The 13,313-nt window shown below is 70.0% G+C and carries 10 protein-coding genes and 2 riboswitches; of the genes, 3 read left to right on the forward strand and 7 right to left on the reverse strand.

Going from position 1 to position 13,313, the window contains the following annotated elements; translation table 11 throughout:
* Window positions 1-31 precede the first annotated feature (31 nt).
* Entirely contained in the window at window positions 32-640 is a 609-nt protein-coding gene (locus ACFRAL_RS07490) for a PH domain-containing protein (protein WP_336396389.1), read from the forward strand.
* 7 nt (window positions 641-647) lie between these two features.
* Here ACFRAL_RS07490 and ACFRAL_RS07495 read toward each other — a convergent pair whose 3' ends face one another.
* The 3 genes from ACFRAL_RS07495 to ACFRAL_RS07505 all read right to left on the reverse strand — a co-directional run bounded on the left by ACFRAL_RS07495 (window position 648) and on the right by ACFRAL_RS07505 (window position 5,348).
* Entirely contained in the window at window positions 648-1,835 is a 1,188-nt protein-coding gene (locus ACFRAL_RS07495; RefSeq protein ID WP_336396390.1) for an ABC transporter permease, read from the reverse strand.
* Window position 1,836: 1 nt separating this feature from the next.
* Entirely contained in the window at window positions 1,837-3,354 is a 1,518-nt protein-coding gene (locus ACFRAL_RS07500) for an ABC transporter permease (protein ID WP_378881356.1), read from the reverse strand.
* Window positions 3,355-3,524: 170 nt separating this feature from the next.
* Window positions 3,525-5,348, reverse strand: coding sequence for an ABC transporter family substrate-binding protein (locus ACFRAL_RS07505; protein WP_378881359.1), 1,824 nt, complete (start codon window positions 5,346-5,348; stop codon window positions 3,525-3,527).
* Between the two features lie 186 nt (window positions 5,349-5,534).
* Here ACFRAL_RS07505 and ACFRAL_RS07510 point away from each other — a divergent pair, with 186 nt between their 5' ends.
* Complete coding sequence (locus ACFRAL_RS07510) at window positions 5,535-6,404, forward strand: CPBP family intramembrane glutamic endopeptidase (RefSeq protein ID WP_378881360.1); 870 nt, start codon at window positions 5,535-5,537, stop codon at window positions 6,402-6,404.
* A 36-nt stretch (window positions 6,405-6,440) separates the two neighbouring features.
* Here the strand turns inward: ACFRAL_RS07510 and gcvP are convergent, their stop codons facing one another.
* The 4 genes from gcvP to ACFRAL_RS07530 all read right to left on the reverse strand — a co-directional run bounded on the left by gcvP (window position 6,441) and on the right by ACFRAL_RS07530 (window position 12,439).
* A complete protein-coding gene (gene gcvP / locus ACFRAL_RS07515; protein WP_336396394.1) occupies window positions 6,441-9,332 on the reverse strand; it encodes an aminomethyl-transferring glycine dehydrogenase in 2,892 nt (963 codons plus the stop codon).
* Complete coding sequence (gene gcvH, locus ACFRAL_RS07520) at window positions 9,329-9,712, reverse strand: glycine cleavage system protein GcvH (RefSeq protein ID WP_336396395.1); 384 nt, start codon at window positions 9,710-9,712, stop codon at window positions 9,329-9,331. Before gcvH ends, gcvP begins: the two co-directional genes overlap by 4 nt.
* Window positions 9,709-10,926 carry a glycine cleavage system aminomethyltransferase GcvT gene (locus ACFRAL_RS07525; protein WP_378881365.1) on the reverse strand — a complete coding sequence of 406 codons (1,218 nt, stop codon included), beginning with the start codon at window positions 10,924-10,926 and terminating at the stop codon, window positions 9,709-9,711. The genes gcvH and ACFRAL_RS07525 overlap by 4 nt, the downstream gene beginning before the upstream one ends.
* A gap of 45 nt (window positions 10,927-10,971) precedes the next feature.
* A riboswitch (glycine riboswitch) is annotated at window positions 10,972-11,085 on the reverse strand.
* Window positions 11,086-11,182: riboswitch (glycine riboswitch) on the reverse strand.
* Window positions 11,183-11,266: 84 nt separating this feature from the next.
* The gene (locus ACFRAL_RS07530) at window positions 11,267-12,439 is read right to left on the reverse strand and encodes a MarP family serine protease (RefSeq protein ID WP_336396397.1); all 1,173 of its coding nucleotides are present in this window, start codon (window positions 12,437-12,439) and stop codon (window positions 11,267-11,269) included.
* A gap of 153 nt (window positions 12,440-12,592) precedes the next feature.
* Here ACFRAL_RS07530 and ACFRAL_RS07535 point away from each other — a divergent pair, with 153 nt between their 5' ends.
* Entirely contained in the window at window positions 12,593-13,294 is a 702-nt protein-coding gene (locus tag ACFRAL_RS07535; RefSeq protein WP_336396759.1) for an NUDIX domain-containing protein, read from the forward strand.
* The last annotated feature ends 19 nt before the right edge of the window (window positions 13,295-13,313 follow it).

Here is a 13,313-nt window from a genome sequence, read left to right on the forward strand (position 1 = left end):
CCGTGGTGTCCAATCTGCGAAGCTTGAAGTCATGTCGTTCCAGGAGGTCCGCTACCGGCCGGCGTTCGGCCGCATCCTCGCTGTCGTGACCGTTGTGGTGTGCGCCCTCGGCGTCGTCGCGCTGATCGTCACCGATCCCGCTGCGGCACTGCGCTATGTCTGGCCGATCCTGCTGGTCGGCGTGCTGGCGTGGGCGCTGTTCTGGCGACCGGCGCTCATCGTGCAGGAGCACGGCATCACCGTGGTGAACGTCCTGCGCACGAGCTTCGTGCCCTGGCCGTCGATCACGGCGATCGACACCCGCTACTCGCTCACCCTGCACACCGCCCACGGCCGTGTGCCCGTGTGGGCGGCGCCCGCACCCGGCCGGCACCGCACCCTGGGGCTGGCCCCGAAGGACTTCGACGGCGTCGGTGAGACCGCGCGGGGCGAGGTCGGGGAGCTGCGCCCCAACGATGCCGTCACGACGCCCACCGGCAACCTGGCCCAGCTCATCCGCGGCCGCTGGGAGCGCCTGCGCGACGAGGGCGCCTTCGCGAGCGGCGTCGACCCCGAGGCGTCGACGCAGACGTGGCACTGGGGGACGATCGCCACCGTCGCGGCGCTCGGCGCCGCGACGGTGGTCGGCGCGCTGGCGTGAGAGCACGTCACCGCTCCGGATCGAGCGGCTTGTGCTGCACGTCGCCGGGCTCCTCGGGGCGCGGATCGTTGAAGTTCACGATCCGGTCGCCCGTGTAGGCCGTCTGGATGCCGACGTCGACCATCGCCGCGTCGGTCGACGGCGTCGTGTCGACCTCTGGTGCCACCGGTCCGCCCGCCCGACCCGCGCGGGCCATCGCCCGCTCGCTCGGCATCTTCTTCTGGCGCGGGTCGAACGCGTCGCGCAGCCCGTCGCCGATGAAGTTCACGCACAGGGCGATCGCGATGATGAACAGACCCGGCCACCAGAACAGCCACGGACGCGTGGAGAACGCGGCCTGGTTCTCAGAGATGATCTTGCCCAGCGAGGTGTCCGGCGACTGCACGCCGAAGCCGAGGAAGCTCAGCGCCGACTCCAGCAGGATCGCGCCGGCCATCAGCAGCGTGGCGTTGACCACGATCACGCCGACGGAGTTGGGCAGGATGTGCCGGAAGATGATGCGGCGGTCCCGCGCACCCGAGACCCGGGCGGCGTCCACGAACTCGCGCTCGCGGAGGGTGAGGAACTCGCCGCGCACCAGCCGGGCCATGGTGGTCCACGCGAACAGGCCGATGACGACGCCGAGCACGGCTGCACCGAGGCTGCCGAACGTGTTGCCGAGCACGGAGCCGATCACGATGAGGGGGATCGTGATGATGATGTCGGTGAAGCGCATGAGCACCGAGTCGGTCAGCTTGCCGTAGTACCCGGCGACGGCGCCGATCACCACGCCGAAGATCGTCGCGACGACACCGGCGATGACCATCACCATGATCGACTGCTGCGCACCGCGCATGACGACCGCGAAGATGTCGCGCCCGACCTCGTCCTGGCCGAACGGGTGGTCGCCGAACTGCAGCGGCCACAGGCTCAGCGTCGGAACGCCGTTGTCGATCTTCGGGGGGATCTCGTCCCAGGAGTACTGCCACCACCCGGGGATGCGTATGCCCCACAGGTTCACGCCGACGGAGGTGAACGCGAGGAGCACGATGAACGCCAGCACGATCATCGAGATGAGCGCAGCGCGGTGACGGAAGAACCGCCGGCGGACGATCTGGCCCTGGCTGAGGCCCTGGGTCTCCTTCTGCTCGATCGAGATCTCAGCCTTGGCCTCGGTCTCCCTCGAGTCGGAGTCGTTGACGGTCGTGGTGTTCATGTCAGCCCACCTTGATTCTCGGGTCGAGGGCCGCGTAGACGAGGTCCGCGATGAGGTTGAAGAGCACGGCGAGCGTGCCGGTGACCACGAAGAACGCCATGACGGGGTTGGGGTCGTGCACGGCCAGCGCATCGACGAAGAGGCGGCCCATGCCGGTCCAGCCGAACACCGTCTCGGTGATGACGGCGCCGCCGATGAGCGCGCCGATGTCGAAGGCGATGATCGTGGTGATCGGGATCAGCGCGTTGCGGAACGCGTGCCGGACGATCACCGTGCGACCGGTGAGGCCCTTCGCACGCGCGGTGCGGATGTAGTCCTGGTTCATCACCTCGAGCAGGCTCGCGCGCGAGTAGCGGGTGTAGCTCGCGAACGAGATGAGGATGATCGCGATCGTGGGCAGCAGCAGGTGCGTGAACAGGTCGATGCCCTGCACCCAGAAGTTGCCGCCGAGTCCAGGCGTCGAGGCCCCCACCGTCGCGATCGGACGGCCGCGCACGCGGCTGGAGTTGGCGTACGCCTCCCAATACGACATGTACTTGTCCAGCGCGATGAAGGCGGCGACGATGAACCCGACGATCGCGGTGGTCCGCACGACGGGCCCCCGGTCGGGAGCGCCCATGAACCAGCCGATCGCCCCCGAGACGACGACGGCGCCCACTGCCAGGAGCACGAAGACCCACAGCGTCATCCCGTTCAGGATGTAGTTCATCATCGGCGAGTACAGCGCGATGCCGATGGCCGCGACGATGAGGGACGCGTACAGCGCCTTGCGGTTGCGCAGGCCCGTCGAGATGGCCGTCACGCCGACGGCCACGCCGATCGCGAGGAAGGCGTACACGACGATGCCGATGCTGGGGTCTGCGAACCACTGGGTCACCGACAGGAACGTCAGCACCGCTGCGGTGGCGACCGCCGAGATGCCGAAGACGGTCAGCCGGCGGCGCCATCTCCCGCCGACCAGCGACATCCAGATCAAGCCGGCGAAGATCGACATGCCGATGATCACGGGTACCGAGATCGTCGGGTCGCCGAGCCAGTTGTTCAGCTGGATGGCACCGTACTGCTTGAGCAGCACCGCGACCCAGAAGATGGGCAGCGAGAAGAACAGGAATGACAGCAGCGTCACCCCGTAGTCGAAGCCCGTGTACTGGCGCAGCGCCGACACGATGCCGACCGTGATGCCCAGCACGATGGCCACGATCGTCGCCGTGGTGACCAGCGTCAGCGTCGACGTGATCGCGTTGCCCAGCAGGGCGTTGACGGACTGGTTCTGGATGCTGATGCCGAAGTCCCCGCGGAAGAGCGCGCCGAGCCACAGGAAGTAGCGCAGCGGCGGGGGGACGTCGAGGTTGAGGAGCTTGGTGCGAGCTTCCATGAGCTCGGCTTTGTTCGGTGCATTGCTCTGCCGCAGGTCCTCGAGGGGATCGCCCGAGAAGGACACCAGCAGATACATCAGGAATGTCGCGGCGAAGAGCACGAAGATCGACGCGATCAACCGCCGGATGATGAATGAAGCCATGTTGTGGCCGCCTGCCAATCGATGAAGCAGCGCAGGAGGGCCGGCGAGACGCTCGGCCCGTCCTCCGCCGCTGAGGAGGAGTCTAACGCGGTGAGGTGCAGGCCCCTCGGGGACCTGCACCCCACTTCGGTCACGACCCGGGCATGAGCCCGGCGTGAGCCGTTATGCGCTTACTCCTCCGAGCCGCCGTCCGTGACTTCCCAGTCCCAGGCGTTCCAGAAGATCGTCGGGGCGAGGATCGACGCGTCGATGTTGGTGACGCGGTCGCTGAAGGCGGTGACCTCGGGGAACTGGAAGATCGTGACTCCGTAGAAGTCCTCCCACAGCAGGCGGTCCATCTCCTGCTGCAGCTCGATCTGGGCCTCCGCGTCGAACTCGACGTTCAGCTGGGAGATGATCTCGTCGACCTCAGCGTTCGAGTAGAAGTTGAGGTTGTTGATTCCACCGGTCTCGAACGTCGGCAGCGAGTTGGTCACGCCGAGGCTCGTCGACTGCCAGCCGAAGAGCGACGCGTCGTAGGCGCCGGGCGTGCCGAGCAGGCCGCCCCACTCCTCCGAGCCGCAGTCCGTGACGTTGAAGCCCGCCGAGTTGGCCGACTGCTGGATGAGCGAGAACTCGTTCACACGACGCGGGTTGTTCGAGGCGTACAGGATGCAGACCTCGGTGTTGGTGACACCCGACTCGGCGAGCAGCGCCGTGGCGCCCTCGATGTCGACCTCGGCGTAGTCCGCGGAGGTGTTGTTCGCGGCCGAGTCGTCGTAGCCCTCTGCACCCGGCACGAACAGCTGCGAGTCACGCAGGATCGCGTCGTCGCCGATGATCGGCTTGATGAGCGTGTCGACGATCTCCTGACGCGGGATCGTCTTCATGAACGCCTCGCGAACGAGCGGGTTCGAGAAGATGTTCTCCGGGTTGCGACCCTGGTCGAACTGCAGGTCGACGTGCTCGTAGGTGCCGCCGAGGCCCGTGTTGACCGTGATGCCGTCGATGCCCTCGAGCGCCGTCGTGATGTCGGCGGTCGCCTGGGGCTGGATGATGTCGACCTCGCCGTTCTCCAGCGCCTGGACCGCAGCGAGCGGGTCAGGGATGAAGCGGATCGTGATCTCCTCGATGTTCGCGGTGTTGTCACCGGCGTACTCGGGGTTCGCGGTCAGCGTGACGTACTGGTCGGCGACGTAGTCGCTGATCATGTACGGGCCGCTCGCGGTGACCAGCTCGGGGTCGTCGGGCATCTCGGTGAAGTTGAAGCCCGAGTTCCAGAACGACGAGATCGGCGCCAGCGCGGCGGCGTCCTCGTCCTGGATCGCGTCGAGGATCGCCTGCTTGGCCGCCTCGTTGTCGTCGAGCTCGAGAGCCTTCTTCGCGACGATGTGGGCCGGCAGCATCGCTCCGACACCCGCGAACGTGAGCTCCCAGTCCACGAAGGGCTGGTCGTACGTCATCGTGATCGACTTGCCGTCGTCGCCGACCTCGGGGGTCTCCGAGACCAGGCCGAGGCCCGACGTGGGCGTCGCACCCGAGTCGAAGTAGACGACATCGGTCGGGAACGACTCGGTGAACTCACCCGTGTCGGGGTCGGTGAACTCTGCCGGGTCGAAGTCCGGGGTGTCCAGCGAGCGCGAGTTGGCGGCCCAGTGCAGCAGCATGTCGGCGGCGTCGACGGGCGTGCCGTCGGACCAGCTCGCGTCGTCGGAGATCGTGTACTTGACGGTGAGCGGGTCTTCGCTGACGAGCTCGTACGAGCCGAACGACTCGTTCTTCACCAGCTCCGGCGTGTTGTCGTAGTAGTTGAAGCCGTCGAGCACCAAGTAGTTGATGTTGTTGTTCGCGGTCGCGTTGCCGAACGACGTGTTGCCGTTCATCGAGTAGAACGCCTGGTTCCACGCAGCCGTGATCGACGAGCCTTCGACGAGACCGGAGTCATCGTTGTTCTCCTCGCCACCACCGGCGGTGCAGCCCGAGATCACCAGTGCGCCGACTGCGGTGAGTGCCACCGCAGTCGAGATGCGCTTAATTCTCACTGTTCCTCCTGTGCAGGGTAATGCGCACACGACCAGTCGATGACCGGTCGGTGCGCGGATGGGAACACGATAAGCACCGGCTGTGAGATGGTCAAAACGATCGACGAAAACGTTACAGAGCCTTAACTCAATCGACGCCGAGTGTGACAATCTGACAAGATGACTCCCCCGAACGCGCCCGCGAACCAGAGGGAATCCACTACCCTTCCCCGGCTGGACCGGTATGGCCGGCAGCGACTGCGGTGGGAGGTCTGGATCGTCCTGGCGATCACGGTCGGCCAGTCCGCCGTGTACTCCGTCCTCTCGCTCGTCCGCAAGCTCCTCGCGCCCGTCCCGCTGGGTTCGCAGCAGACGCAGGTCAATCCGTCGCGCGACGCCCAGGCGGTCTGGGACGTGGTGTATCAGCTCCTGTCGGTCTTCTTCGCGCTGGCGCTCGTGGCCCTCGTCGTCTACCTGCTGTGGGAGCCGGGTGGCAACGCGCTGCGCCGCATCGGGCTGGACTTCACGCGGTTGGGCGGCGACGTCGGCCGCGGCATCCTGCTCGCCGCCGTCATCGGCCTGCCGGGGCTCGCACTGTACGCCGTCGGACGGGTGCTGGGCATCACGGTCGCGGTGGTGGCCTCGCCGCTGGACGCGGCGTGGTACACCGTCCCCCTCCTCCTGCTGTCCGCCCTGCGCGCCGGGCTGACGGAGGAGGTCATCTTCATCGGCTACCTCTTCGACCGCCTGCGCCGCCTGGGCTGGGGCGACTGGACGATCATCCTCACGACCGCCGCGCTGCGCGGCGCGTACCACGCCTACCAGGGCATCGGCGCGATCGTCGGCAACATCGTGATGGGCATCGTCTTCGGCTGGTGCTACCGCCGATGGGGCCGGGTCATGCCGCTCGTGATCGCGCACACGGTGCTCGACGTCGTCGCCTTCGTCGGGTACCCGCTCGCCGTCGCCCTCTGGCCCGGCGTCTTCGCGCCCGTCCCGACGCCGACCCTCACCCCGACCCCGACCCCGACTCCGGCCGCCGCGTCCTGACGGGCCAGGCCGCGGGATCTCGTCGCTCCGGGGGTGTCAGGCGAACGCCTCGATCGGGGGGCACGCGCACACGAGGTTCCGGTCGCCGTAGGCCTGGTCGATGCGGCGCACCGGCGGCCAGTACTTCGTGCGCACGAGCGCGTGGACGGGATACACGGCGGTCTCGCGGGAGTACGGATGCGACCACTCGCCGGCCACGACCGACTCGGCGGTGTGGGGGGCGTTGACCAGCGGGTTGTCGGCGGCGGGCCACTCCCCCGCGGCCACACGGTCGGCCTCGGCCTTGATCGCGATCATCGCCTCGATGAAGCGCTCGATCTCGGCCAGGTCCTCGGACTCCGTGGGCTCCACCATGAGCGTCCCCGCGACCGGGAACGACATCGTCGGGGCGTGGAAGCCGTAGTCGATGAGACGCTTGGCCACGTCGTCCACGGTCACGCCGGTGGCCTCACGCAGCGGGCGCAGGTCGAGGATGCACTCGTGCGCGACGAGTCCCCCCTCACCGGTGTAGAGCACCGGGTAGTGCTCGCGGAGCCGGAACGCGATGTAGTTCGCGGCGAGCACCGCGGACGCGGTCGCCGCGCGGAGGCCCTCGGCGCCCATCATCCGCACGTACGCCCACGAGATCGGCAGGATGCTCGCCGAGCCGTGGGGCGCGGCAGAGATCGGGCCGCCGTCGAACACGCCGCCGGCGTGGTCCTTGCGCTGCGAGAACGGGTGGCTCGGCAGGAACGGCGCGAGGTGCGCCTTGGCCGCGACCGGGCCGACGCCCGGTCCGCCGCCGCCGTGGGGGATCGCGAACGTCTTGTGCAGGTTCAGGTGCGACACGTCGCCGCCGAGGTCGCCGAACCGGGCATAGCCCAGCAGCGCGTTGAGGTTCGCGCCGTCGACGTACACCTGGCCGCCGGCGTCGTGCACCGCCTGCGTGATCTCCAGCACGTCCTGCTCGTACACGCCGTGCGTCGACGGGTACGTGATCATGAGCGCGGCGAGCTCGTCTGCGTGCGCCGCGATCTTCGCACGCAGGTCCTCGAGGTCGACGTTGCCCTGGTCGTCGCAGGCCACGACGACCACCCGCATCCCCGCGAGCACGGCGGATGCCGCGTTGGTGCCGTGCGCCGACGACGGGATGAGGCAGACCGTGCGACCCGGGTCGCCGTTCGCCCGGTGATAGCCGCGGATCGCCATGAGCCCGGCGAGCTCGCCCTGCGACCCCGCGTTCGGCTGCAGCGAGACGGCGTCGTAGCCAGTCACCTCCGCCAGCCACACCTCGAGCTGCTCGATCATCGCGAGATAGCCGTGCACGTCGGCCTCGGGGGCGAACGGGTGCACCCGTGAGAACTCCGGCCACGACACCGCCGCCATCTCGGTGGCCGCGTTCAGCTTCATCGTGCACGAGCCGAGCGGGATCATGCCGCGATCCAGCGCGTAGTCGCGATCGGCGAGCTGCTTGAGATAGCGCATCATGGCCGTCTCGGAGCGGTGGGTGTTGAACACCGGGTGGGTGAGGAACTCCTCGACGCGGCGGAGCTCCGCCGGCACGCCCGCGAGCGGCTCGGCGTCGGTGAACGGCAGCACGCGCTCCCCCTGGGCGCCCGCACCGAGGAACTCCCCCTCCGGCAGGCCGAACGCCCACGCGACGGCCGCCAGGTCGTCCTCGGTCGTGGTCTCGTCGACCGAGACGCCGACCGTCGCGTCGTCCGCCCAGAAGAGCTGATACCCGCGCTCCCGCGCGCGCTCGATCACGCGTCGCGACGCACCGGGCGTCGCGACGCGGATGGTGTCGAAGAACGAGTCCGACCGCAGCGACAGCCCGTACTCGCGCAGTCGCGCGCCGAGCGCCTCGGCCTTCTTCGCGACGTCGGTCGCGATCGCGCGAAGGCCGTCGGGACCGTGGTAGACCGCGTACATCGAGGCCATCACCGCCAGCAGCACCTGCGAGGTGCAGATGTTCGACGTGGCCTTCTCGCGCCGGATGTGCTGCTCGCGCGTCTGCAGCGCGAGGCGGTAGGCGGCGTGACCGGCGGCATCCTGCGACACCCCGACCAGGCGTCCCGGCAGCTGCCGCTCCAGACCCTGACGCACCGCCATGTAGCCGGCGTGCGGGCCGCCGAATCCGAGCGGCACGCCGAACCTCTGGGTCGTGCCGACGGCCACGTCGGCACCGAACGATCCGGGTGAGCGCAGCAGCGTCAGCGCGAGGATGTCCGCGGCGACGACGACGAGACCGCCCGCGACGTGCGCCGCATCGACGACGCCCGAGGGGTCCCAGACGTTCCCCGAGGCGCCCGGGTACTGGACCAGCACGCCGAAGAGCTCGTCGGGCAGCGTCGCGCCGCGGGCGAGGTCGAGCTCGACGAGCCGGATGCCGACGGCCGCCGCCCGGTGGGCGAGCAGGGCCTTCGTCTGCGGGAGCGTGTCGGCGTCGACCACGAAAACGTCGGAGGCGGACTTGGAGCCGCGCCGGGCGACGAGCATGCCCTCGACGACCGCGGTGGACTCGTCGAGCATCGACGCGTTCGCCGTCGCGAGACCAGTGAGATCGGTCACCATCGTCTGGAAGTTGATCAGCGCCTCGAGCCGGCCCTGCGAGATCTCGGGCTGATAGGGCGTGTAGGCGGTGTACCACGAGGGGTTCTCGAGCACGTTGCGCGCGATGACCGACGGGGTGAGCGTGTCGGCGTAGCCGAGTCCGATCATCGGGCGCGCGGTGCGGTTCTGCGACGCCAGCGCGCGCAGCTCGGCGAGCGCCTGCGCCTCCGTCGCAGCGGGCGGGATGTCGCTCGTGGACCGCGGCGTGGCGTGGATGGATGCCGGCACCGCCGCCGCCACGAGCGCGTCGACGCTGTCGTAGCCGAGCGCGTCCAGCATGAGCCGCTGGGCCGCGGCATCCGTCCCGATGTGACGGTCGGCGAACAGACCCGTCATTCGGCGCCCCCGGTCAGCGAGATGTACGCGTCGCGGTCCAGGAGGCCCGCCACCGCGGCGGGGTCGACCGTGATCTTCACGAGCCACCCGGCGCCGAACGGGTCGGCGTTGACGAGACCGGGGTCGTCCACCACGGCGTCGTTGACCGCGACGACCTCGCCCGTCAGCGGCGCGTACAGCTCGCCCACCGACTTCGTCGACTCGATCTCGCCCACGACTGTGGCGGCCGTGACGGCGCTCCCCACGGCGGGCAGCTCCACGAACACGACGTCGCCGAGCTTGTCGGCGGCGTACGAGGTGATGCCGACGGTGGCCACATCGCCGTCGAGGGCGACCCACTCGTGCTCGGCGGTGTACTTGAGGGCGGTGAGGTCGGTCATGTGTTCCTCCGGTAGAAGGGCAGGGCGGTCACGGTCGCGGGGATGCGCGTCCCCCGCACGTCGATGTAGAGCTCGGTCGCGGGCGCGCTCGCCGCGGGCGGGACGAAGGCCATGGCGATCGGATGCCCCAGGGTCGGGCTGAGCGCGCCGCTGGTGATCTCGCCCACCGGCGTGTCGGCGTCGGGGCTGTCGAAGACGGCGTACCCGGCGCGGCCGGCGCGACGCCCCTCCGCGACGAGGCCGACGAGCAGCGGGGCGTCGGCGGCGGCGCCGGCCTCCAGTGCGGCACGTCCGACGAAGTCGGCGTCCTTCGTCTTCAGCGGCGCGACGCGGCCCAGTCCGGCCTGGGCGGGCAGGACGTCGAGCGAGAGCTCATGGCCGTAGAGCGGCATGCCGGCCTCCAGACGCAGGGTGTCCCGTGCGGCGAGGCCCGCCGGCACCAGGCCGAGCGGTTCGCCGGCCGCGAGCAGCGCATCCCAGAGGGCACCGGCCGCACGGTTCGGAACGAGCAGCTCGAAGCCGTCCTCGCCCGTGTACCCGGTGCGGCCGATGAAGACGTGCTCGCCGTGGAACCGCGACGAGGACCATGCGTAGTATCCGAGATCCGCGAGCGACGGGTCGGTGCCCTCCAGCGGGGCGGCCTCCAGCACGGCGCGCGCGACCGGGCCCTGCACGGCGATGAGCGCGACCTCGTCGGTGATGTCCGCGACGGTCGCGACGCCGCTCACGCCCTCGAGGTGGAGGAACGCCTCGGTGCCCGCGCCGGCGGGAGGATCTGCGGCGAAGGACGCTGCCACGGGCGCGCGGCGCGCGCGCTCGGCGAACGCGGCGGCCACGGCATCCCGGTTCCCGGCGTTCGCGATCACCAGGAAGCGGTCGTCCGCGATGCGGTAGACGATGACGTCGTCGACGATGCCGCCGTCCTCGGACAGCACGAGCGAGTACTTCGCCTTCCCGACCCGCATCGGCGAGATCGCGCCCGCCACCGCGTAGTCCAGGAATGCGGCGGCGTCGCGACCGGTGACGAGGAACTCGGCCATGTGCGAGATGTCGAACAGGCCCGCGGCGGTGCGGACCGCGTGGTGCTCGGCGAGGTCCGAGGTGTAGCGCACCGGCATCAGCCAGCCGCCGAAGTCGGTGAAGGAGGCGCCGAGCGCCTCGTGGCGCGCATGCAGGACGGTGGTGCGGGGCGGAGCGTCGCTCGGTTCGGTCATGAGTTCTCCCGGTCGTGGGCGGGCAGGCGCCTGTCGACGCCTGTGAACTCCCCCTCTGTCATGGGCCTGAGAGCTTCGCCGGATGCGAGGCATCCTGCTTTCACCGTCGGCGGATCCCGGGCGACGCGTCGCGTCGCTTGAATCGCTTTCCAGAGTCGGCCTGCCCGAACGGTACGCGTACCTGAGAGATTGGCGGGGAGGCTTGCTCCTTCGGTGCCCGGCGATCGCGCTGCCGAGGCTCTCCCGCCCGGGTCATGGGCCGTTGTTGACTTGCGGGGCCAGCATACCGGTCGGCGACCCGATCCACGCGGTTTCGGCGATTCCGTCCGCCGCCGCCGGTTCAGCCCACGCAGGACCCCGACGAGACCGGGTCCGACAGCGACGGCGCCTGGGCGGCGACCGGGGTGAGCTCGGCCATCGTCATGGCGTAGCCGAGGTCCTCGTCGTTCTCCGCCCGCGCGAAGACGACGCCCGCGACGGCACCGTCGGCGGTCAGCACCGGACCGCCCGAGTTGCCCGGCCGCACCACGGACTGCAGCGCATAGATCTCGCGGGGGTTCCACGACTCGTCGTACACGTCGGGGACCGTGGCGGTGCCCACCGACTGCACGGCCGCCGGCACCATGGCGAACGGGCCGCCGAAGGGGTAGCCCTGCACGACGGCCGCGTCGCCGGCGGCGAGCGTGGGAGCGAACGGCAGGGCGGTGGCGCCGAGCTCGTCGACGGCGATCACGGCGATGTCGTCCACGGGATCGAAGTACACGACGCGTCCCTCGCGCGCGGCGACGCCCGGGAGCTCGACGATGGGCGTGTCGACGCCCGCCACGACGTGCGCGTTGGTGACGACGCGGTCGGCGGCGACGACGAATCCGGTCCCGGCCGATCCGCGTCCGCAGGCGTACGCGTTGCCGGTGATGCGCGCGACGGATGCCGCGGCCCGCTGCAGCTCCGGATCGTCCAGGGCGACCGGCGGTGCCGGCTCGACGGTGACCGGCCCGAGGAGCTGGCCGAGACCGGGCAGCCCGTCGTCGAGGACGGCGCCGCGCAGCTCCGCGAGGGCCGCCGCGACCGGGTCGGGCGTGGCGGCCTCGATGCCCCGCAGGATGCTCGAGGACGCGACGGCCGATGAGACCCCCGGGATGCCGGCGACGGCGACCGCAGGAGCCACGAGGGCGAGCGCGAGGACGGCGGCGAACACCGAGGCGACGCCGCCGAGGAAGCGCTCGACGCCGCGGAGCTTCAGCCGGTCGGCGCCCGAGCGCAGCGCCGAGCCGATGGCGGAGCCCAGCGCCGCCCCCACGAACACGAGGCCGACCGCCGTGAGGAGCACGGCGGGGCCGCGCCACACCGGCGACGGGACCCAGGTGCCGACCAGGGGTGTCAGCCAGAACGCGGCCAGTGCGCCGGCGGCGAGGCCGGCGAGTGTGCCGATGCTCGCGAAGAACCCCCGCTGCGCACCGCTCACGAGAGCGGCCAGCAGGACGAGGACGACGATCACGTCGACGACGATCATCGCCACCCCTTCCGCACGGCCGGACTGCTCCCGCCAGGCTACGCATCGAGCCTGTGAGGGCACCGCGACACCCGGGTCCGGCGCGTGTTACCGCAGGGGTTTGGCTTCTGGTCACTCTGACACTATGATCGTGGATGGAGAGTTAGGGTCATGATGACAAGAACAGCACCCGACCCCGTCCCGGCCGACGCGATCCGCGTCGCGGTCTCGACGGTGATCTTCACGCTGCGCCGCCTTCCCGGCAGCGACGGCGTCCAGGTGGTGCTCCCGCTGGTGCGGCGCACCCGCGACCCGCACGAGGGCCAGTGGGCGCTCCCCGGCGGGTGGCTGGATGCGGCGGAGGGCCTTGATGCCGCGGCGTCGCGCACGCTCGCCGAGACGACGGGGCTGGCGCCGAGCTACCTCGAGCAGCTGTACGCGTTCGGCGCGGTCGACCGCTCCCCCACCAGGGTCGTCTCGATCGTGTACTGGGCGCTGCTGCGGGCGGACGAGATCGCCGACGGCACGGTCGAGAACGTCGAGTGGTTCGATGCCACGCGGCTCCCGCGACTCGCGTTCGACCACAACGAGATCGTCGACTACGCCCTGTGGCGCCTGCGCAACAAGGTCGGCTACAGCCGCATCGCCCACGGCCTCCTCGCCGACGAGTTCACGCTCGCCGAGCTGCGGGAGGTGTACGAGGTGGTCCTCGGCCGGCGCCTCGATCCGGCGAACTTCCGCCGCCAGGTCGAGAACTCCGGCACCCTCATCCCCACCGACCGGTTCCGCACCGGCAGCCACCGCCCGGCCCGGCTGTACCGGTACAACCAGGACGTCGAACTGGCCGACCGCGGCCCGCTCGGCGCCCGAGACTGACCCGCACCCGAACGAGAGA

The organism is Microbacterium sp. NPDC056736 (assembly GCF_042790415.1).
GTDB lineage: Bacteria > Actinomycetota > Actinomycetes > Actinomycetales > Microbacteriaceae > Microbacterium.